The sequence below is a fragment of the Adlercreutzia mucosicola DSM 19490 genome, assembly GCF_000422625.1.
Classification (GTDB): domain Bacteria; phylum Actinomycetota; class Coriobacteriia; order Coriobacteriales; family Eggerthellaceae; genus Adlercreutzia; species Adlercreutzia mucosicola.
Map to the genome: position 1 here is coordinate 255,618 of NZ_AUGK01000003.1, position 20,827 is coordinate 276,444.

General features: G+C 64.9%; 15 protein-coding genes. 13 read left to right on the plus strand and 2 right to left on the minus strand.

Features of this window, described 5'->3' with window-relative positions; genetic code table 11:
• Positions 1-86: 86 nt before the first annotated feature.
• A complete protein-coding gene (locus G503_RS0101135) occupies positions 87-1,787 on the minus strand; it encodes an FAD-dependent oxidoreductase (protein ID WP_028026133.1) in 1,701 nt (566 codons plus the stop codon).
• Between the two features lie 268 nt (positions 1,788-2,055).
• Here G503_RS0101135 and G503_RS0101140 point away from each other — a divergent pair, with 268 nt between their 5' ends.
• The 10 genes from G503_RS0101140 (at position 2,056) to G503_RS13035 (ending at position 13,984) form a co-directional block, all read left to right on the plus strand.
• Positions 2,056-3,498 (plus strand): helix-turn-helix transcriptional regulator, encoded by a 1,443-nt coding sequence (locus G503_RS0101140; protein WP_028026134.1) that lies wholly within the window; start codon positions 2,056-2,058, stop codon positions 3,496-3,498.
• 93 nt (positions 3,499-3,591) lie between these two features.
• Positions 3,592-5,307 (plus strand): polyphosphate--AMP phosphotransferase, encoded by a 1,716-nt coding sequence (locus tag G503_RS15870; protein ID WP_084636193.1) that lies wholly within the window; start codon positions 3,592-3,594, stop codon positions 5,305-5,307.
• A gap of 406 nt (positions 5,308-5,713) precedes the next feature.
• The gene (locus G503_RS13030) at positions 5,714-6,640 is read left to right on the plus strand and encodes a class B sortase (protein ID WP_051190800.1); all 927 of its coding nucleotides are present in this window, start codon (positions 5,714-5,716) and stop codon (positions 6,638-6,640) included.
• A gap of 84 nt (positions 6,641-6,724) precedes the next feature.
• On the plus strand, positions 6,725-7,801 hold the full coding sequence (gene purM, locus G503_RS0101160; protein WP_035021258.1) for a phosphoribosylformylglycinamidine cyclo-ligase: 1,077 nt from the start codon (positions 6,725-6,727) through the stop codon (positions 7,799-7,801).
• A gap of 33 nt (positions 7,802-7,834) precedes the next feature.
• The gene (gene purN, locus G503_RS0101165; protein WP_028026136.1) at positions 7,835-8,452 is read left to right on the plus strand and encodes a phosphoribosylglycinamide formyltransferase; all 618 of its coding nucleotides are present in this window, start codon (positions 7,835-7,837) and stop codon (positions 8,450-8,452) included.
• Positions 8,453-8,677: 225 nt separating this feature from the next.
• Positions 8,678-9,670 (plus strand): XdhC family protein, encoded by a 993-nt coding sequence (locus tag G503_RS0101170; RefSeq protein ID WP_028026137.1) that lies wholly within the window; start codon positions 8,678-8,680, stop codon positions 9,668-9,670.
• A gap of 299 nt (positions 9,671-9,969) precedes the next feature.
• Positions 9,970-10,437, plus strand: coding sequence for a DUF4430 domain-containing protein (locus G503_RS0101175; RefSeq protein WP_028026138.1), 468 nt, complete (start codon positions 9,970-9,972; stop codon positions 10,435-10,437).
• A 109-nt stretch (positions 10,438-10,546) separates the two neighbouring features.
• The gene (locus G503_RS0101180; RefSeq protein ID WP_035021261.1) at positions 10,547-11,458 is read left to right on the plus strand and encodes an energy-coupling factor transporter transmembrane component T; all 912 of its coding nucleotides are present in this window, start codon (positions 10,547-10,549) and stop codon (positions 11,456-11,458) included.
• Positions 11,431-13,128, plus strand: a complete 1,698-nt coding sequence (locus tag G503_RS0101185) for an ABC transporter ATP-binding protein (protein ID WP_028026140.1) — start codon at positions 11,431-11,433, stop codon at positions 13,126-13,128. The genes G503_RS0101180 and G503_RS0101185 overlap by 28 nt, the downstream gene beginning before the upstream one ends.
• 130 nt (positions 13,129-13,258) lie before the next feature.
• Positions 13,259-13,984: an ECF transporter S component gene (locus tag G503_RS13035; protein ID WP_156891853.1), complete on the plus strand. Its 726-nt coding sequence runs from the start codon at positions 13,259-13,261 to the stop codon at positions 13,982-13,984.
• Here G503_RS13035 and G503_RS13040 read toward each other — a convergent pair.
• Positions 13,981-15,525 (minus strand): helix-turn-helix domain-containing protein, encoded by a 1,545-nt coding sequence (locus G503_RS13040; protein WP_051190802.1) that lies wholly within the window; start codon positions 15,523-15,525, stop codon positions 13,981-13,983. The genes G503_RS13035 and G503_RS13040 overlap by 4 nt on opposite strands.
• 269 nt (positions 15,526-15,794) lie before the next feature.
• Between G503_RS13040 and G503_RS0101200 the strand changes: the two genes are divergently transcribed.
• The 3 genes from G503_RS0101200 to G503_RS0101210 all read left to right on the plus strand — a co-directional run bounded on the left by G503_RS0101200 (position 15,795) and on the right by G503_RS0101210 (position 20,634).
• Complete coding sequence (locus G503_RS0101200; RefSeq protein ID WP_028026141.1) at positions 15,795-17,444, plus strand: FAD-dependent oxidoreductase; 1,650 nt, start codon at positions 15,795-15,797, stop codon at positions 17,442-17,444.
• A gap of 137 nt (positions 17,445-17,581) precedes the next feature.
• Positions 17,582-18,736 carry an ATP-grasp domain-containing protein gene (locus G503_RS0101205; protein ID WP_028026142.1) on the plus strand — a complete coding sequence of 385 codons (1,155 nt, stop codon included), beginning with the start codon at positions 17,582-17,584 and terminating at the stop codon, positions 18,734-18,736.
• Positions 18,737-18,873: 137 nt separating this feature from the next.
• A complete protein-coding gene (locus G503_RS0101210) occupies positions 18,874-20,634 on the plus strand; it encodes a Spy0128 family protein (RefSeq protein ID WP_028026143.1) in 1,761 nt (586 codons plus the stop codon).
• The last annotated feature ends 193 nt before the right edge of the window (positions 20,635-20,827 follow it).

Here is a 20,827-nt window from a genome sequence, read left to right on the forward strand (position 1 = left end):
GGTGGTGTCAGCTCCGCCTCCTCTCGACGGCCTGCTTCGCTGCCCGACGGGAATCGGCAGAGCTGGCACCCAAGGGGAGGGTGATCCTAGGCTCCCAGTGCTTGGCCCGTCGCAACGGCGCGGCCGAGCAACGCTCCAAGCGTAAGGCAGCGTCCATGGCTGAGGCCGGGAGCGCAGATGGGGTAGTCGTTGGCGAAGAAGTTTCCCATCACATTGCCCACGGCGTACAGGCCTTCGAGTGGTTCGTCCTCGGTGGACAGCACCTGCATCTGGCTGTTCACACTCAACCCCGAAGCGATTACCAGCACCTTGGCGGTGAGCGCCGAGGCGTAGAAAGGTGCTTTGATGATGGGCTTCAGGTCGTCGGCGTTTTTGCCAAAATCCTCGTCGACACCGGCAGCCACAAGCTCGTTGTAACGGGTCACCGTGGCCTCAAGGGCGTCGCTGGGAACGCCCATGACAGCGGCCAGCTCCGGCAGGGAGTCGGCCTTAACGGTGCTGCCGTTCTCAAGGCAGTACGAAACCACCTCGGCAGGACTCGGGGGATTTGCCGGGTCGGCATCGCCGGTGCCGAACATGGCCGTCAGCGGGCCGGCGGTATTGTTGTTGTAGTTGCTCAGGGCGGACATGGCTGGCATCTGGGTCTCGAAGTCGTCGTCGAAAATGCTCCACACCTTGTGGTCCTTGTTGGTGAGGTACATATTGGAAATGCCCGGTAACGTGGTGTTCTCGTTGCAGAAACGCATACCGCTCTCGTTTACCTTCAGATAAGAGGCGGTGCTCATGGCGCCTCCGCCGAAGATCGGGTGGATCATGGCGGCGTGAGCGCCGGGTTGAATGGCGCCTCCCACCCACAGTGCCATGTTGATGCCGTCGCCGGTGTTCGCTTCGGGCGCCGGATACACGTTTCCTTCGGCGCCGGCGGCCAGGGGGCACCACGCCTCCACCATCTCGGCATTGTTCCCGTAGTCGCCAGTGGCCAGAATCACGCCTTTTGAGGCGACGATCTTCACGATGTTGCCGTCGGCGTCAGTGGCGAACACGGCGCTTACGCGATCGCCATCCTTCTGAAGCTGCTCGGCCTTCGTGTTGTACATCACCTGACCGCCGGCTTCGAGACCGACTTTTTCCATGTGGCCGATGATGTCGCCCGGCCCCGTCATGCCCTCGCCAAAGGTATGATCGGTGGGGTAGGTTCGTGTGGTGAAGTCCTCTGCGTTGGCGGACGCGGAGGAACCAGCGCCAAGGGCAACCTCGCCGCCATCGGCGACGATCATGTCGATCAAGCGATCGAATACCTCGCCAGAGTGATCAGCCCAGAGCTTTATGAGAGAGCCGTCGGCCTTGTACCCCGATGCTTTCACGAGATCGTTAATGAGCTGGCCCTTGTCGATCTCGACCCCGGCGGCTTTTTGCACCTTCGTTCCGATGGCCGCAAAATCGAGACCGCGGGCGCTGAAGGAGTCGCGCTTTTCGATGATAACAGTACGCGCGCCCTGCTCTGCGGCATGCATAAAGGCAGCCATGCCCGCCATGCCGGCTCCGATGATCACCACATCGGCGTCGATGGTTTCCGTGACGCTGGCCTCGTCGATGGGCTCGGGTGCGGTCTCCCAAGAATGGGCAGCCGCGCCGTTGCCGTTGCTTCCGGTTTGAGAAAGCGAGCCCGATGAGCTTTCGGATTGCGAGGAGCAGCCTGCCAAGGCGGTCGCGCCTGCGGCTGCGCCGAGGGCGGCGATGCCTTTAAGGAAGCTGCGGCGCTCCAAAGATGCGTTCTCGATTCCCATTCGTTCCTCCTTCTGGCGCACGCGGGATGCGGCGCCCCAGTGAGCCGCTGCCTCTTTTCGGAGAGGCAAGCGGAATGACAGTGCGTGGAAAAGCTTGCGCGATTTCAGCGACCACTGCATCCATGGAATCGCACGGAAACGGTTTTTCGTGTCACTGGTTTCCAGTGATTTGACTGGCGAGGGGCATTCTGGGTGGCCTATGACAAGCAATGCGGGCCGAGAGTGAAGTACAATCTGCGGTGTGAACGAGAAAGAGGGTCGGCGCGGAATGAGAGATTATCGCAACAGCGCATTGCGCGTTTTGGGCATGGCCCTGACCCTGGCATGGGCCTTTTGCGCAGCGCCTCCTATTAGTGCAAATGGAACTTTCTGGGAAGGCGTCTCGGCGGGTGCTCAGATACTTATCCGCTTGAGCGCCGTGGGGCTTATACCCTGCATCGTCTGCATCCTCGCCCCTCGCTTGTTTGACCGCAAGATGCTCATGTGGTCGATTTTGGGAGCTGCAGTGCTCTGGCTTGCCGGATGGCTGGGGAACATGGGCGTCTCTGCATCGGCCCCCGCGCCTCTTCTTGTGATACTCACATTTGTCAACGGCACGGGAACATCGTTTTTTCTGGTTTTCTGGGGACTGGCCTTGTGCCGTGGCGACGCTGAGCGTATCGAACGGGATTTCGTGCTGATCCTTGTTCTGGTGGGCCTGATTGTCATGGTGGCGCTCGGCTCGCCGAAAGCGATTCTGGACGGAGTTCTTGCTGCCATCCCGGTGGCTGTTGCCGCTTCCGCTCTGATGGACGGCGTTGTTTTGCCGAACGACTCCCTGATTCGAAAGGGCGATGGGGAGGTTCGCGGCGAATGCGAAGAGGCGGCGCGGGTCACTCTCACGCCGCTGGTTTTGAGCGTTGCGTTTTCTATCACGATCGTCAGTTTTGTATGGTGCATGTTCTCGCTCAGGCATCAGGAACTTATGGTTTCCAAGGCGCTTCTCTTCGGTCTGGGCTTTATGATTTCGGGGTTGGCTATATGGCTGTTCGTTAAGTACTCGCCGAGCGTCGGCTTTGTGGCGGCGGCTCGCTGGGTCTTGCCGGTGATGGCTTGCGGCCTGCTGTTCAACGGCTCGGAGATTCCGGAGCTGTTGGTGGCAGCTTGCCTGATGCTGTCCGTCGCCCATGCGGCTTTTGAAATGATTTTGCGCATGCAGGTGATTTCCTTTGCCCGTAAAAACCAGGGTGACGAGCTTCTGTATGTGGGCTGGGGGTTTGCCGCCATCATGGCGGGAGCGTTTTTGGGGCCGAGCATATACATGGTGGTAACCATGACGGTTGCCATCGATTCGCTGCACCTTACCTTGGTCGTGCTCGCCGTTCTCGTCGGGGCGAGCTCTCTTTTGCTGCTTGACGTCGAAACACGACTCGGCCGATCTCATTCCTTGAATTCTTATGAGAAAACGAGTCTTTCCGCAAACGACGAGATAGCTGCCACGGCAGGTACCGCCGAGGCGGCTCAAGATATTACTGAACGTTATGGTCTGACGAATCGGGAGTGCGAAATACTCGGTATGCTTTTGCAGGGACGCAGTCGCCCCTATATTCGAGACACGCTGTACGTGTCTATCAGCACGGTAGATACTCACGTGCGCCATATATACGCCAAGCTGGGGGTTCACAATAAGCAGGAGCTGATTGACCTGGCGCAGCAGCTGGGTGAAACATAGGAGCGTTTTGTGGCGCCCCAATGCGAGTCTGCTGGACTCCCGACCATGGTAGAATGGGAAAATCACGGGCTACCAGGGAAAAGAGGCGGTCGTATGTTGGAGAAAGTCGATTTCTCTCAAAAGAAAATGAAGAAGGCCGCCTACAAGGAGCGGTGGGATGCCCTGTTGGCGAAGCTCGTGGTGCTGCAGCAGCGGGCGCATAACGAGGGCGTGGGGCTTGTGGTGCTGTTCGAGGGCTGGAACGGCGCCGGCAAAGGCAGCCGTATCTCCGACCTCATGTACAACCTGGACGCGCGCTCCACGGGCGTTTACGTGGGGCTCGATCTGGACCCCGAGTCCGAGCGCGAGTTCGCCGGTCGCGAAATGGGCGTGACGGGCTATTACCCCATCATGCAGGATTTCTGGAAGGCCCTCGGCGAGCGCAATTCCATCACCTTCTACGATCGCGGTTGGTACTCGGCGGTTACCCAGCATATGCTGCACAACGCGCCGGCCAAGCTGCTGCTGCCCAAAGATGAAGAGCGCCACTACCTGGATTCCGTTCACGATTTCGAACGGCAGCTGGTGGCCGACGGCTACATCGTCGTGAAGTTCTTTGTGCATATGACCAAGGAGGCCCAGATCGATCGCCTGCGGCGATTGCACGACGATCCGGTGACCCGCTGGCGCGTCACCGACAAGAAGCTGCACAGCCACCATGGCTACGAGGCGGCCTACGAGCTGTACGACCGTCTGCTCGAGCGCAGCGACTATCCCTTTGCCCCGTGGGTGCTGCTGAACGGCGAGGACCGCCGTCGCTCGAACATCACCATCGCCGAGACGCTGGTGGAGGCTTTGGAGCGCGGACTCAGCCAAAAAGAGGCCAACGATGCCCTGCGCAGCGCCTTCTCGGCGCGTCAGGCCGAGTTCGAGGCCTCGGTCGATGCTGCCGCCAGCACCATGATGGGCGATGCCGCCGCCGTGGAAGTGCGCCCCGGTCGCGGCATGCTGGCGGGCGCTGCCCTGGCCCGCGCCCGCGCCCAGGCCGCGGCAGCCCACGATCTGGCGCCGCGCTCGTCGCGCTTCGCCATCGTGGAGGACTATCCCCAGGTGGACATGATCGACCACAGCCTGGCTCTGGATCCTGTGCGCTATAAGAAAATGCTGCGGGCCCTGCAGGCGCGCCTATTCCGCTTAGAGAACATCATGTTCCAGAAGCGCGTGCCCCTCATTTTGATGTACGAGGGCTGGGATGCCGCCGGCAAGGGCGGAAACATCAAGCGCGTGGCTCAGGCCCTGGACGCCCGCGCCTACAACATCTACCCGTCGCCGGCGCCTACCAAGCCCGAGCTGGCCCATCCCTTCCTGTGGCGCTACTGGACGCGTCTGCCCAAGGCGGGGCACGTGGGCATGTACGATCGCAGCTGGTATGGCCGCGTGCTCGTGGAGCGCGTCGAGGGCTTCGCCACCCCCGAGGAGTGGGGCCGCGCCTACGACGAGATCAACGAGTTCGAGCACGACCTGGTGGATTGGGGTGCCATACTGCTGAAGTTCTGGGTGGACGTGAGCCCCGAAGAGCAGCTGCGCCGCTTTCAGGATCGCGAGACCGACCCGGCCAAGCAGTGGAAGATCACCGAGGACGACTGGCGCAATCGCGAGAAGTATCCCCAGTACAAGGCCGCCATCAACGACATGTTCCGCCTGACTTCCACCACCTTCGCCCCCTGGATCGTGCTGGAATCCGACGACAAGCGCTACGCTCGCATCAAAGCCCTGCGCATCATCGTGGACGCCCTGGAGGAACGCCTCGGCGAAGACCACTTCCAATAGCGAGTCGCCGCGGCGCGGTTGCGCCGACGTTGTGTCGTCGCTCCTTCGAGACGCCCCTTCCCGCGCCGTGTTTCGCCGTCGCCTTGCCTTCCGCGCAAGGGCGGGGTTCCGTCTACCGCGAGTGTGCGGCGGGGGTGGGGGTGCTGCTTGCGCAAACAGGGGGTTCGGGGTACTATGATCCCATCATGAGACAGGATATGGGGTGTGACATTTCTGCGCCTCTGCTATAGAAGGAGTCCCTTATGGAACTGTTCGGTATGCAAGTGCCCATCGAGGCAATCTGGGCGATCGTCGCCATCGTGGTCCTGGTCATTGTGGTGTTCATCGCCAAGGGCTTCATGGACGAGATGAAGAAATAGCACCCGGGCCCCTTCGGGGGCCTTTTTGTTTTGAGCAAGGGGGTTCGATGTCCGACCAGGTAATTCCCACCGACGACATCCCAACCGAGGAGAAGAAGAAAAAGAAGAAAAAAGGCGGCTGCCTGTGGCGCATCGTGTTCTGGCTGGCCCTGCTGGTGTTCATCGGGTCGGTGGGCGTGCTGGGCTATATCGCCTACACCTACTGGGAAGGCCAGAACCAATACGACGAGATCGCTTCGCGCGCCTTCCCCAACGAGCAGTCGAACACCTTGGCCGACATGGTGGTGGATTGGGACGCCCTGCGCGCCATCAACCCCGAAGTGGTGGCCTGGGTCTATGTGCCCGATACCATGGTGAACTACCCGGTGGCTCACAAGCCCGGTGACAGCAAGTACTACTTGAAGCACAACTTCAGCGACTTCGAGGGCCTGAAGTACGGTGCCGAGTACGGCTGCATCATGTTATCCGGCGAGAATGCCGGCGACTTCTCCGATCAGGTGAACATCATCTACGGTCACCATCTGCGCAACGGATCGATGTTCGGTACCTTCGGCGACTTCTACGACAGCGCCATCTTCAACCAGCACCGCACCATCTATCTGCTGACGCCGGCGGGCAACTACCGTCTGGAAACCTTCGCCGTGGAACACGTGCCCATGACCCACGGGTCCATCGCCACGCCGAATTACCCCACCGACCAGGAGTTCAACGATTTCAAGCAGTGGCTGGTGGACGAGTCGGTGGTCACGCCCGATCCGAACACCGATGCCGATGCCCTGGCGGCCATGAAGCTGTTCGGCTTCTGCACCTGCGACGGCGATGACAACACGTGGCGCTACATCACCTTTGCCGTGCCGGCCGAGTTCGTGCCTATCGAGTACGTGGGCACTGGCGACTATCACGGCAACAGCGAGGTGGCCGGCGACGACATCAATGCCGTTCAGGATACCACCCAAGACCGTATCAACGACTAATGTCCCGCCCGTGGCTTCGTCCGCGGGCGGCCCGCCGCATTCCCTATACTATGAGCCAGCGGATCATTCTTGGAAAGGAACCCCATGGAAAACCAGAACAGCGTGACCTATGCCGAGGCCGGCGTCGATATCGTCGAGGGTGCCCGGGCTGTGGACGCCATCAAGGACACGGTGCATTCCACTTACCGTCCCGAAGTGGTGGGCGACATCGGCGGGTTCGGCGGCCTGTTCTCCATCGCCGCGGCCAAGGCCATGGACGATCCGCTGCTGGTGTCCGGCACCGACGGCGTGGGCACGAAGCTGAAGGTGGCCCAGCGCTTGGGCGTGCATGACACGGTGGGCATCGATTTGGTGGCCATGTGCGTGAACGACATCCTGGCCACAGGTGCCGAGCCGCTGTTCTTCCTCGATTACGTGGCCGTGGGCAAGCTGGACTCCGAGGCCATGGCCAAGATCGTCGGCGGTATCGGCGAGGGCTGTCGCCAGGCCGGCTGCGCGCTCATCGGCGGCGAGATGGCCGAGCACCCCGGCGTGATGGATCCCGACGATTACGACCTGTCCGGCTTCTGCGTGGGCGTGGTGGATCGCCCGCGCATGCTCGATCCCGAGAGCGTGCGCGAGGGCGACGTGCTCATCGGCCTGGCCTCCTCGGGCCTGCACTCCAACGGCTATTCTCTGGCCCGCAAGGTGTGCGTGGAGGGCCGCAGCGAAGAGGCGCTGCGCGAGGCCCGCGAGGACTTGGCCGGCCAGAGCATCCTGGAGGCCCTGCTCACCCCTACGCGCATCTACGTGAAGCCGGTGCGCGCCGTCATGGACGCGGTGCCCGGTGGCATCCGTGCGCTCGCCCACATCACCGGCGGCGGCATTACCGAGAATCTGAACCGCGCCCTGCCCGCCACGGTGGACGCCGAGGTTGACCTGGGCACGTGGCCTCTTCCGCCTGTGGTGCGCTTCGCCTGCGAGGCGGCGAACCTGTCTGAGGCCGAGGCCCTGAAGACCTTCAACATGGGTCTGGGCCTCGTACTCATCGTGGACCCCGATAAGGCCGAGGCTGTGGAGGCCGCCCTGGTCGAGGCCGGCGAGCAGACCTTCCGCGTCGGCCGTATCGTTGCCGGTTCCGGCGAGGTGCGGTACGCCAACGTTGGCGGTCTGTTCGCGTAGGCCCGTGCGTTCAAGCCAGAAGAAGGGACAGAAGTGACTGACAAGCTGAAGATCGGCGTGCTGCTCAGTGGCAGCGGTACCAACTTGCAGGCCATTATCGACGCCGTTGCCCAGGAGGGGCTGCCCGTGGAGATCGTGCACGTGCTTTCCTCGCGCCCCGATGCCTACGGCATCGAGCGCGCCCGAACCGCGGGCATTCCCGTGACGGTGTTCGACCGCACCGTGTACGAGGACCGCGAGGCTGCCGACGCCCGCATTGCCGCCATCATGGCCGAGGCCGGTGCCGAGTACCTGGTCATGGCCGGTTACATGCGCAAGCTCACTCCCGTGGTGCTGGACGCCTTCCCCGATCGGGTGTTGAACCTGCACCCGGCTCTGCTGCCCTCCTTCAAGGGTGCGCACGCCATTCAGGATGCGTGGGATGCCGGCGTGAAGGTGACCGGTGTGACGGTGCACCTGGCCAACGAGGACTACGACAAGGGGCCCATCGTGGCCCAGCGGGCCGTGTCCGTGCTGCCCGGGGATGACGTCGATGCCCTGGAGGCGCGCATCCATGAAGTGGAGCACGAGATTTACCCCACTGTGTTGCGGGCCATCGCCGAGGGGCGCATGACCATGGACGGGCAGCGCATCGTTCGCATTAGCGAGTAGGCTGCTGGCGCCTTTGCGGGAGCACTTTTCGAAAAAGTGGACAAAATGGCCTCGAGTGAGCTGCTGCCAGCCCGTTTCGGCCTCGCAATCGGGCCAAAACGGGCTGACGCGCTTTGTGCAAGCCTAAAAAAGACGCTGCGACGGCCCTAACAGGGGGCCAAGGAGCGCACTCGACGCCATTTTGTCCAGAAAATCCCAATGTACTCTCACTGAAGGGAGAGCTTAATGAAGCGCGAAACTCTTGAAGCGGTTGTCGCCGATTTGCGGGCCGGGAGGGTGCCCACGCTGACTCCTGAGGACCTGCCCGCGTTCTCCGAGGCGGCCACCGCGGGCGACCCCCATATCGGCCCCGAAACTCTGGCGGCTATCACAGCCACATTGACCGAGGCGGATATTCCCACGTTCGAGCGGGCGCTGCGAGCCTTAGACGAGGAGGACTTGGCCTGGCTCGGCTTCAAGGTGGTTTACGACCCGGCCGCGGCGGTCGGCAACGTAGATAACGAGGTGACGAAGAAGTACGGCAAGGAAGGCTCTGCCGACGGCGAACCGCTTGTGTTCTTCTGCAACGATGCCAAGGAGATCGTGGCGTCGCGGCCCCTGTCGCCGCGCGACGTGTTCCAGGCCAAGGACGTCACCCGCGGCCCCTCTATGCACAACGATCAGTTCGACGGCCTTACCTGGGTGAGCGAGCCTTTGTTTGGGAGGGTGCGCGTGTGGCTTTTGGGCGCGTCGGATGCGGCTGTGGAAGTGGCGGCCCTGGCCGATCATGTGGGCTTCCACGTGATTGCCGTCGACTACGACGAGGCGTTCCTGAACGCCGAGCGGTTCCCCGCAGCCGAGCGCATCCTGCTGCATGGCGGCACCTTCGACGAGCTGGCGAATATGCCGGCGCGGCCCGACGACTACGTGTGCGTGCTCACCCGTGGCCACATGTTCGATCCCGAGGGTTGCATCTGGGCGTTGCAGAACGGCGTGCACTATGTGGGCATGATGGGCTGCGCCGGGAAGAACGCCACGGTGCACGACCTGGTGCTGGCCGCGGGCGTTGCCGAGGCCGACTGGGAGCGCGTCAAGCGGCCCATTGGCCTGAAGTTCGGCGCGAAGACCCCGGCCGAGTTGGCCATCGCCATCGTGGCCGAGCTCGTGGATGTGCGCTACCGTGAGCGCTACAGCGAGACGGCGCGCGAGCGCCACGAAAAGAGCCTGGGACGCGCGTAACAACGAGCGCTTCTGTGGCAATTTGCGGACAGCGGCCGCCTCGCCGTCAGGTGGGGCGGCCGTTTTGTGCCATAATGCTCGGGTCAATGGCTCATCGGGCCGCGGAAGCGGTGCGGGCGGTTCGGGCGGCAGGGTGCCGTGCCGAGGCCGCTTTTGCCTTGGGGAATGTGGGTGCGAATCCCGCGCTATGCCAGTAACCGTAAGGTGCTCGGGCGATCGTCGCGCAGGCGGTGGCCGGTCGGGCCGAAGTCGGAATACCAAGCCGAGAGGCACGAGCCCTGGAGAGAAAGGTTTGCCTCATGTATCAGTATGCCCCTATCTTGAAATCGAAGAAGCTGTTGGGTTTGGCGTGTGCCTGCGCCCTGGCCGCCGTGCTGGCCCTGACCGGCTGCGCGGCGGGGGATGGCGCCGACGCCGGCGCCAGCGGCGCCGCTGGCGGTGCCTCGAACGCTGCGACGCAGGGCGAGGCCTCGGTGACCGTGTCGGTGACCATGCCGGAAGGCGCCGACGCCGAGTCCCAGAGCGCTGAGGTGTCCATCCCCGCCGACGGCACCGTCTACGACGCGCTGGTGGCCACGGGCTGGGCCGTCGAGGCCGCCGATAGCGATTACGGCAAGTACGTCACGGCCATCAATGGCGTGGCCAATGGGTCCCAAGGGGATATGAGCGGCTGGGTGTTCACCGTTAATGGCGAAGAGGTCATGGAGGGCTGCAGCACCTGCACGCTGGCCGCGGGCGACACCGTGGAGTGGGCGTTCTTCGTCTAGGTCGCCTTCGGGCGCGAGCGGCACGGGGCGGCCGCGGCGGCACGGCGCAAACGCTCCGCCGTCGCGATGCTGAGCCGCCGCTTGCGCCCATTCTGGTAGAGGACTCGCTGTGGAATCTCCCTCGAACAACTTTCTTGCACTGCTTCATCCAGCTGTGACATTGGGGTTCTTTGCATGTGCTCTGGGGCTGACGGTGCTGGTGGCGGCTCCGGCCTTCGTCGCGCTGTCGTTCGGGGCGGCGGCGTGCTGCCTGATCACGGTGCGCGGCCGTCGGGCCTGGGGGCTCATCGGGGGGCTTGTGCCGCTCGTGGTGCTGGTGGCGGCGATGAACCCGCTGTTCAATACAGAGGGCGCGACGGTGCTGTTCGCCTACGGTGACGGGCGTCCCTATACCGCCGAGGCCCTGATCCTAGGGATCGCGATGGGCGCGACGCTGGCCGCGGCACTTCTGTGGTTCGCCTCGCTGAACGCGGCGCTGACGAGCGATAAGGCGACCTTTCTGTTTGGCTCGGCCGCTCCGGCACTGACCACGGTGCTGACGTTGGTGATGCGCCTGGTGCCCGGCTATGGCCGTCGCGCCACGGAGGTCTTTCGCGCGCGGCGGGCCCTGGGTCGCGATGCGGGCGAGCCGGAGTCGCTGGCGGAGAAGGTGCGCGCCGGCGCTACGGTGCTGGGGGCGCTGACGGGCTGGGCGCTGGATCATGGGGTGGTCACGGCCGATTCCATGGCCGCGCGCGGTTTCGGCTCGGGCAAGCGCACGAGCTACAGGAGCTACCGTTTCACGGGCCGCGATGGCGCGGTTGTGGCGGTGGCCGTCGTGCTGTTGATGGCGATAGGGGCGGGGGTGCTCGCCGGCGCGGTGCCGCTGGGCTACGTCCCTGCGGACGCTATCGCCGCCGGTGTCGCCCCGTCGCCCCTGGCGGTGGGCGTCCTGGTGGCGTACGGGGCGTTTCTGCTGTTGCCCGCGGCTCTGAATCTCGGTGGGGAGGTGCGATGGCGTTGCTCGCTTTCGAACATCTGACCTTCACCTATGCGGGAGCCCCGTCGCCGGCGCTGTGCGATGTGGGCCTGGTCGTGGAACCGGGGGAGTACGTCGTGCTGGCTGGCCTGTCGGGCTGCGGCAAGACCACGCTGCTGCGCCAGTTGAAGCCGGCTTTGGCGCCGGCGGGGGAGCGGAGCGGGCGAGTATTGGTGAACGGCACCGAGGTTGACGCGCTGCCCTTGCGCGAGCAGGCGCGGGCCGTCGGCTTCGTGCTGCAGGACCCCGACGACCAGATCGTCTGCGATACCGTTTTGGCCGAGCTGGCCTTTGGGCTGGAGAACATCGGCTGCGACCGAGATGCCATGGGTCTGCGGGTGGCTGAGGCCGTCAACTTCTTCGGCATGCAGGAATGGCTGCACCGGTCCACAGCGTCGCTGTCGGGCGGCCAGAAGCAGCTGCTGAACCTGGCGGCCGTGATGGCCTTGGAACCTGCGGTGCTCGTGCTGGACGAGCCCACGAGTCAGCTGGATCCCGTGGCAGCTCGCAGCTTCCTTGCCCTGGTGCGCCGCATCAACCGTGAGCTGGGGGTCACGGTGGTGATGGCCGAGCATCACCTGGAAGAGGTGCTGGCCGATGCCGACCGTCTCGCGGTGATGGAGGGCGGCCGCATCGTGGCCGACGGCGCCCCCCGAGTTGTGGGCGCGCGGCTGTGCGCCGAGCGGCACCCCCTTGGGCCGGCGCTGCCGGTCGCCCTGCAAGCCTGCGAGGGCCTGCGCCTCGTTGCGCCTCGTGGCATGGCTTCGGCCGATCTGCTTCCCCTGACGGTGCGCGAAGGACGCCTCTGGCTTCAGCGGCAACTGCCGGCGGATCCGGGGTCGCTGGTTGCGCCCGGCCCCGTGCCCGAACGCGCTTCGCAACCTGCCGATACCGACGTGCCGCCGGCTCTTGCCCTGCGCGACGTTCGCTTCCGCTACGACCGCAACGCCCCGGATGTGCTGCGGGACTTGTCGCTCACGGTGCCGACCGGTTCGCTGTTTGCCCTGGTAGGAGGCAACGGATCGGGAAAGTCCACGGTGCTGAAAGCCGCATGCGGCCTGGTGCGGCCCTATCGGGGCAGCGTGTCGCTGTTCGGGCGGAAGAGGGGGCGTCGCGCCGCGGACGCCGCCACAACGGGCGTGGCCCTGTTGCCCCAAGACCCCACCCTGTTGTTTGCCCGCGGCACCGTGGGAGCCGAGCTGGCCGAGATGGGGGCCGACGACGCGGCCGTGACGGCCATGGCGGAGCAATGCCGTATCGGCGGCCTGCTCGGGTCCCATCCCCTCGATCTGTCGGGAGGCCAGCGCCAGCAAGTGGCCCTGGCCAAGCTACTGCTGACTGACCCGCGTCTGCTGCTGTTGGATGAGCCCACCAAGGGCCTGGATGTGGCCGCCAAGGCTGCCCTGGCTACCCAGCTGACCGCCCTTGCGGCGCGCGGCGTCACTGTGCTGCTGGTCTCCCACGACCTGGAGTTCTGCGCGCGCTTCGCCGATGCCGTGGCCCTGCTCTTCGATGGCGCCGTGGTCAGCCACGGCGCCCCGCGCAGGTTCTTCGCTGGGGCGCGCTTCTACACCACAGCGGCCAATCGCATGGCCCGTGACCGCATTCCCGAGGCCCTCACTCCCGAGGACATCGTGGCCTGCTGCCGGGAAGAGGCCGCCCATGGAGCCTAGGAAACGAAACCGGCGGGGAAACCGCCCAGCTGCTCGCGAGGGCGCGCACCCCGTCGCTCCTTCGTCGGATCGCCCGACCCCCTCGCCCGCCGCTTTCGGCCGCCGTCTATCGCGTTGCGCTGCCCTCTTCGTGAACGTTGCGGCGGCCGTGCTGGCGGTGGCTCTGGTGGCGGCGGCCACGGTATGGGGCGTGAGCCCCTACCTTACGGCGGTGGGCCTGATCGCCCTGGGCCTGGTGCCCTTCTTCGCCTCCTTCGAGCGGCAGGGCCCCGCGGCGCGCGAGGTGGTGCTGCTGGCGGTGCTGGTCGCCTTGGCCGTGGCATCCCGGGCGGTTTTCGCCTTGGTGCCCCACTTCAAGCCCATGGCAGCCATCGTGATGATCGCGGGCATCGCCTTGGGGTCGCGCCGCGGATTTTTCGTGGGAGCCCTTGCGGCCCTGGCTTCCGGCTTTCTGTTCGGTCAAGGGCCCTGGACGCCCTGGCAAATGCTCGCCTTCGGCGCCGCGGGTCTGACGGCCGGTGCCCTGGCTGCGCGCGGGCTCATTCCCCGCGATCAGCTCAGCCTGCCTCGGCGCATCGCCCTGGCGGCAGGGGGCTTCCTGTTCGTGGTGCTGGTGCTGGGGCCCATCCTGGATACGAGCTCGCTGATGCTCATGATGGCGAAGATCACTCCGGCCAGCGCGGTGGCCATCTACCTGGCGGGCCTGCCTGTGAACCTTATCCACGGTGCGGCCACGGCCCTCACCTTGTTCTTTGCCGCCAATCCGCTGCTGAACCAGCTGGCCCGGGTCCGTCGCAAGTACGGCCTCAGGGCCCTTCCCGGCCCCGCCCGCTCCGACGGTCCCGTGAGCGATTAGCGGTCGCTCTCCAGCGGATCCAAGGGCGCGGGGTCCAGCAGGGCGAACAGCTCTTCGCGCGAGTGGATGTCCAGCTTCTGATAGATGTGGCGCACGTGGGCTTTGGCCGTACCGTTGGCGATGAACAGGTCGCGCTCGATCATGCCCACGGTCTTGCGCTGGGCCAAAAGCCGCAGGATTTCCAGCTCGCGCGCTGTCAGGTGGTACTCGGCCGCCAGCTCGCCGCAACGATCGGCTACGCGCTGGGCCTGCTTGTCGGCGCGGCTCTTCCCGCTGCCGTTCAAAAACGAGATGCCCCACTGGCCCTCGACGTTTTTCTGGGACAGCAGCAGCAAAGTGGCCGTGATCACGGCCATCATGGCCAAGCCCGAGATGAGAAAGTCGCCGTCTATGCCGTTCAGGTCGGCGTGGATGCCCACGAAGGCCGCGCCGCGGCCCAGGAACATGAATCCGAGGCGCAACGAGCGCTCGATGCCGAATAGCCAGATGGCCGACACACCATGGCGATAGCACATGTTCGAGCACAGGGCCATGATGAGGATGGTGGCCGCCGTGTAGCCGCCGATGGCACAGGGGCCGCTGAGCACCGTGGCCTCCAGCCCCAGCATGGGCACGAGCCACAGGGCCACCACGGTTAAAGGCAGGGCGATGCGCACGATGGAATTGAAATCGAACTTCTCGCGGCGCAGGGCTACGCTGAAGAAGATGACGAGGGCCACCACCAGCACGCCCGGCGAAGAATGAGGGCCGAACAGCCCGGTATAGGCGCGGGTTTCCAAGATGCCGTAGGCGAAGCCGTACAAGGCCATCAGCAGGAAGATCTTCCACGGGGGCCTGAAGTTGATCTGACTGGGCTGGGGACGCCGCTTCTCGGGAACGCGGGCCATGCTGCGCCGTGCCATCGCCAACGACACCGTCGGTAGCAGGGCCGTGAAGCAGGCGAGCCATTCTAGGCGGAAGCCCATGAAGATATACACGAGAACGGCGCCCAGAGCGATGGAGGCCGAGTAGTACAGCGTCACGCGCAAGGGGCTCAGGCAGCCGAACACCTCGCTCCAGATGAGAATGATTAGCCCCAGGCCCACGCCGCCGACGACGGCGGCCGCCATTACCACATCCGATCCCAGGCCCGGCACGAGCATGGTGGCGAACAGCGCGATGGTGGAGAGGGTCATGCACGCGCCGCACAAGATGAACAGCGAGGGATGGTGGTAGAACGGCCCGATGCGCCGCGCCAGCAGCACGCAGAGGATCATCACGATGACGCCGGCGCCGTCGAACCACTCTCGAGCGAGGGCGGGCACGGCGGGAAACGAAACGAACGACCCCACGAAGGCGATCTCGATCCAGGCGCGATAAAAGCCGATGCCCAAGAAGGCCACGGGGATCATCGGAAGCCGCCGCTGTCCGATGGCGATCGGCTCGGGATGGGCGACGGAGTCGTCGTCGCCGGTGTCCCAGTGCGCCTCGTTGTCATCGGCGGCTGTCTTGGCGGGCAAATTGCGTTCTGACGCCAGCGCGTCGCGAGCCTTCGTTCCCATGGCCGTGTAACCCCTCCCTTGGTAGTGCTGTGACTATGATACCGTAACCCGTTCTATCACGGTTTTCGGGTAGGTTTCGTTTTGGCTGATAGTGCAGGGGTTACGGGAGGGGGTTATAAAAATAAACCTGCGAAATGCGGCCATGGTCGACGCGCGCGACCCCCTGGTGACGGATAAGGTCTGCCCAACGCCAGCGACGGATCCAGGGGAGGGACGCCTCAGATCCAATGGCGAACGCATTCAAAGGGGTTGTACAGAAAGGACCTAAGATGACTGCAGAATTCACCCGTCGCGACATGTTCAAGATCAGCGGCCTGGCCGCCGCCGGCCTCGGTGGGGCTGCGCTGCTGAGCGCTTGCTCGCCGAGCGGCGCCAGCTCCTCTTCCGCCGGTGGCGAGACGCCGGCCGCTTCCACCGGCACCACCACGGTGGCCGGCCACTCCCGCGAGGGCCTGCCGAGCTTTTTGGCCGCGCCCGAGCCCATCACCGACATCGCCGACACCAAGGACTTCGATGTGGTGATCGTGGGTGCCGGCGCTTCCGGCGTGCCTGCGGCCATCACCGCCCGTAAGGCCGGTGCCACCGTGGCCCTCATCCAGAAGGAGGCCACGGCCATCTCCCAGGGCAACACCGCCACGGGCATCCTGCTGGACACCTCCGACGAGGCCGGCGTGGAGGCTGTGGTGTCCCGCCTGCTGAAGGACCACCAGTACCGCGGCAAGCGCGAGCAGGTGGAGCTGTGGGCCAAGAACTCCGGCGAGGCTATTCGGTGGGTGCTCGATCTGGCCACCGCCGAGGGCGCCCAGGTGTCCGACACCACCATGAAGTGGACTGCTGCCATCAAGGAAGTGAACGGCTATCCTGTGGACTACCTGTCCATCGACTTCGGCCCGAAGCCCTACAACACCGGTAACGGCATGCAGGTGCTGGCCGACTACGCAGCGGCTCAGGGCGTCGAGATCTTCTACAACACCGAGGCCAAGCAGCTCGTGGGCGACGCGGCCGGCGTGACCGGCGTCATTGCCGAGGGCCCCGACGGCATCGTGCAGTTCAACGCTTCCAAGGGCGTTATCCTGGCCACGGGCGACTACCAGAACGACGACGACATGATGGCCTACTACCTGCCCGATTTGGCCAACCTCGGTCGCAAGCAGATGAACAAGACCGGCGACGGCCACAAGATGGCCGTGTGGGCCGGCGGCGCCATCGAGGACATCACCCACACCAAGATGCTCCACGACTTCGACGGCGGCCCGGGCTCCATGGCCGACATGCCCTTCCTGGCCGTGAAGACCGACGGTACCCGCTTCTGCGACGAGACGCTGGGCATGTCCCTCATGAACAACTTCCTGCGCAGCGAGGCCGACCAGGGCGACTACAACCAGATCTTCGACAGCAACTACATGACCGCCGCTGCCGAATGGCCGGGCAAGCTGTTCGATCCCGAGGCCATCAAGGTCTACATGCCCGAGGAGGACGTGGAGAAGGTCGGTGTCTTCGAGGACCAGATCGGCACCTACAAGGCCGACACCCTGGAGGAGCTCGCCGGCAAGCTCGGTATCACCGACACCGCCGCCTTCGTGAAGAGCGTCGAGCGCTACAACGAGTGCGTCGCCGCCGGCAAGGACCTGGACTTCGGCAAGGAGGGCAAGTGGCTTACGGCCATCGACACTCCTCCCTTCTACGGCATCCACCGTCACGTGCGCGTGTCCGCCATCGTGTCCGGCGTGAACGTGGGCCCCAACATGGAGGTGCTGGCCGCTGAGACCGGCGAGCCCATCCCGGGTCTGTTCGCCATCGGCAACACCGCCGGCAACTTCTACGGCGGCGTGGACTACTCCATGTACATGCCGGGCCTCTCGCTGGGCCGTGCCCATACCCAGGGCTACGTCACCGGCACCTACGTCGCCAACCTGTAAGGCAGCGACTTCCCCGGCGGGCACTGCCGCCTACCTGCCCTCCCTCCGAAAAGGGCGCGCCCCCTCCTCCCTAGGGGCGCGCCATTCTTTTGCGGGTATAATGGGCGCGACTCATATTCGCTTTGAAGGAGTGCCCCATGATCATTATCGATGCCCCTTACGCTTCGGCGCCGCTGCTCGACTATATGGAGGAGTCGCAGCATCCCGTGCTGGCCAACGACTTCTCGCGGTCGCTGGCCGATGCGCGGTCGCTGAACTTGGTGGATGACGCCGAAGCTGCCCGGCGCCTGGAGGCGGGCGAGCGCGTGTACACCAATTCCGAGAACGCCCTGGCGTGGATCAAAGAGCACGTGGACAATCCCGGGCTCACCGAGGCCATCGAGCTGTTCAAGGACAAGGCGCTCATGCGCGAGAAGCTGGCCGCGCTGAACCCCGATTTGTTCTACGCCACGGTCAGCCGCGAAGAGCTGGATGCCGTCACCGTGGACGATCTGCCCCTGCCTGTGGTTCTGAAGCCTTCGGTGGGTTTCTGTTCCATGGGCGTCTACATTATCGAGGAGCCCGACGACTGGGCCGATGCCGTGGCCGACATTGCCCGTCGCGAGGAGGGCTGGCATTCTCGCTATCCCGAGAGCGTGGTGGGCGGCGATACGTACATCATCGAGGGCTTTATCGGCGGCGTGGAATACGCGCTGGACTGCTACTACGACGAGGCGGGCGCGCCGCACATCCTGAACATCCTGCGTCACGACTTCGCCGGCCCCGAGGACACGTCCGATCGCCTGTATCTGACCGACGAGACCATCGTGAGCGAGATGGGTCCGCGCTTCATGAACTGGCTCGCTGCCGTGAACGAGGTGGTGGGGGCCTGCAACATTCCCATCCATGTGGAGCTGCGCGTCGATGGCGACGTGATCGCCCCTATCGAGTTCAACCCGCTGCGCTTCGCCGGCTTGGGCGGCACCGACGTGGCCTACTTCGGCGTGGGGCTGCGCACCTACGCGGCGTTCTTGGAGAACGAGCCGGTGGATCTGGCGGCTCTGTACGGGGCGCATCCGGGTCAGGTGTTCTCCATGTCGCTGTTGAATCCGGCGCCCGAGGCTGATCTGGCCCAGCCTTTCAACAGCGACGGGCTGCTGGAGCGGTTCTCTCATGTGCTGTCGTATCACAGCTTCGATCCCGAGACCGTGGGCTTCTACGGCTTTCTGTTCCTGCAGACCGACAAGGAAGGGGCCGGCGCGGCCGAGCGAGAATGGCTTCTGAACAGCGATCTCATGGAATTCGTGGGGTAAACCCGTATCTAACGCGGGGATGACGGCCCGCGAACAAAGTTAACGCCCACTGAGCGGCTCACCTTTTGCCGCCTATGCTGTACGAGGCGCGGTCTGTGCGATCGCGCCTCGTCCTGTGAATGAGGTGGGTGATAATCGTGGCGAAGACAACCGAGAAGACGGCGGGCCGCGCGCGGCGCTGGGCCGCCGTGGCGTGCGCCGCGCTGATGGCAAGTGTGCTTTGCGTGCTCGTGGCCCCCGTGGCCTTTGCGGCTGGGCCGGCGGCGGAGGGGTCGGCCGCATCTTCGGCCGCGGCTGCTTCGTCGGTGCCGACAAAGACCGCCGAGGCCCCTCTGGCGGCCTCGCCGTCGGCTGACCCGGCGACGGCTCGGCCGACAACAGCCGACTTGGCCCAGGCGGGGTCGAGCGACCTGCCCGATCACCATCGACTGCCCTTGGTGAAAGCAGCGAGCGGTACGATCGCTCCAGCATCCTTCACCATCTCCGGCATGAAGTATCTGGAGGGCCGGCCGCTGGCGGCGGGGGAATTCTCGTTCCGTCTGGGCGAGGGCGGCGCGGCTTTAGTGCCCGGAGCGAGCGATCTGGCGTATAAGCTGCGCCAGGGAAGCAGTCTGTCCGATGACGAGAAATACCAGCTGATCATGGAGAGCGGCCTGACATTTTACCCCTCCTCGGTTCAGCCGATGCCCGCCTCGTCGGTGGCAGTGAATGCGAGCGACGGCACGGTGGCCTTCGCGCCCATCACCTTCAGCGGGGCCTCGCTGGGAGCGACGGCGACCCAACGCCACCAGGGCACGATCTTCTCTTATTCCGTGGCCGAACAGGTGCCGCGCAACGCCGATGGCTCGCTGAAGGACGGGGTCGCCCGTGACGCGAGCGGCCGTTATGTGTACCAGGGCGTCGCCTACGACGATAGCGTGAAGCGCATCTATATATACGCCTATGAGTCGGTGGATGCGGCCGGTGCCTCGTCGGTGGTGCTCGTGCCCCTGGGCGACGCCATCTTCGATCAGGGTCCCGGAAGGGCTGCGCCCGGTGCGGGACGGGGCTTCGTGAACGTGTTCAACGGCACGGTGCTGGAATCCTACGACGGCGCGGTGTCCTGGGACGGCAATCCCATCGCCGCCGGCGAGTTCAGCTTCGACGTGCGCGAGGTGGCCGAGGACGGCACCGTTCTCGACAACGCGGAGGTGGGCTGCGAGGCCAGCGACGGTGGCGAGCAGACGGCCGCTGTGCCCCTGATCAGCAACGCGCGGTTCGACGGGCCCGGACGCTTCTTCTATGCCGTGAAGCAGGTGGCCTCCGCGCGCGCTGTGGCCGATGCGGCGGTGTTGGACGAGGCGTCCTACGTGATCACCGTGGAGGTGACCCAGAACGACCAGCAGAAGCTGGACGCCGCCATCACCCACGTGCGGAAGAAGCCCATGGGCAGCGACACCTGGGTCGATGTGGATTTGGCGGCCCAGCCGAGCCCTGTAGTGTGGGAGAACCATCTGAAAGCGGTGCCCGGCCCCGATGGGGGCGGCGACAAGCCCTCGGGCGGTGACGCGGCCGCCGGCGAGGGGGATAAGCCCACAGGCGGCGAAAGCGGTGCGAGTGGCGGGGTGCGGCCCGATGGCGACGCTTCCGCCGATGGCGGCGCCGACAAGGACGGGGGCGGCGCGAGCGGCGATGGGCCCGAGGCCGTGGGCGGCCGCGACAACGGCCAGGGTTCCGCAAACGCCGGTCAGAACGCGGAGAAGCCCCAGCCTGACGGGGCCGACCGGTCTGATAAGTCCAGCGCTCCCGATTTCGCCCAAACTGGCGATGACCTCGGCGTGCCCATGGTGATCGCCTTCCTCGTGGTCATCGCCAGCGGTGTAGCCCTGGCTCTCATCAGTCGCCGCCGCACGAAGTAGGTGGGCTCGGGTGGTTGCCGCGGGTTGGTGGCGCCCCGGGGTGCCCGCTGCCCCCCTGGACGCCCCTCGGTGCCCCTCGGTTCCGCCCTTTCCCTCCGCGCCCGACCCCGCTTCCCGCCCATGCGAAACCAATGGTGACGGATCGCCTCAGCAAAGCGCCGCCGCGTTCCGTTATATAATAGGCAGACATACG

What these genes read in the sequence shown, in the direction of transcription:
- G503_RS15870 (WP_084636193.1), top strand. Translation starts at nt 3,592, where the DNA reads ATGTTGGAGAAAGTCGATTTCTCTCAAAAGAAAATGAAGAAGGCCGCC.
- G503_RS0101170 (WP_028026137.1), top strand. Translation starts at nt 8,678, where the DNA reads ATGAAGCGCGAAACTCTTGAAGCGGTTGTCGCCGATTTGCGGGCCGGG.
- G503_RS0101200 (WP_028026141.1), top strand. Translation starts at nt 15,795, where the DNA reads ATGACTGCAGAATTCACCCGTCGCGACATGTTCAAGATCAGCGGCCTG.
- G503_RS0101205 (WP_028026142.1), top strand. Translation starts at nt 17,582, where the DNA reads ATGATCATTATCGATGCCCCTTACGCTTCGGCGCCGCTGCTCGACTAT.
- purM (WP_035021258.1), top strand. Translation starts at nt 6,725, where the DNA reads ATGGAAAACCAGAACAGCGTGACCTATGCCGAGGCCGGCGTCGATATC.
- G503_RS0101175 (WP_028026138.1), top strand. Translation starts at nt 9,970, where the DNA reads ATGTATCAGTATGCCCCTATCTTGAAATCGAAGAAGCTGTTGGGTTTG.
- G503_RS0101140 (WP_028026134.1), top strand. Translation starts at nt 2,056, where the DNA reads ATGAGAGATTATCGCAACAGCGCATTGCGCGTTTTGGGCATGGCCCTG.
- G503_RS0101185 (WP_028026140.1), top strand. Translation starts at nt 11,431, where the DNA reads ATGGCGTTGCTCGCTTTCGAACATCTGACCTTCACCTATGCGGGAGCC.
- G503_RS0101135 (WP_028026133.1), bottom strand. Translation starts at nt 1,787, where the DNA reads ATGGGAATCGAGAACGCATCTTTGGAGCGCCGCAGCTTCCTTAAAGGC.
- G503_RS13040 (WP_051190802.1), bottom strand. Translation starts at nt 15,525, where the DNA reads ATGGGAACGAAGGCTCGCGACGCGCTGGCGTCAGAACGCAATTTGCCC.
- G503_RS13030 (WP_051190800.1), top strand. Translation starts at nt 5,714, where the DNA reads ATGTCCGACCAGGTAATTCCCACCGACGACATCCCAACCGAGGAGAAG.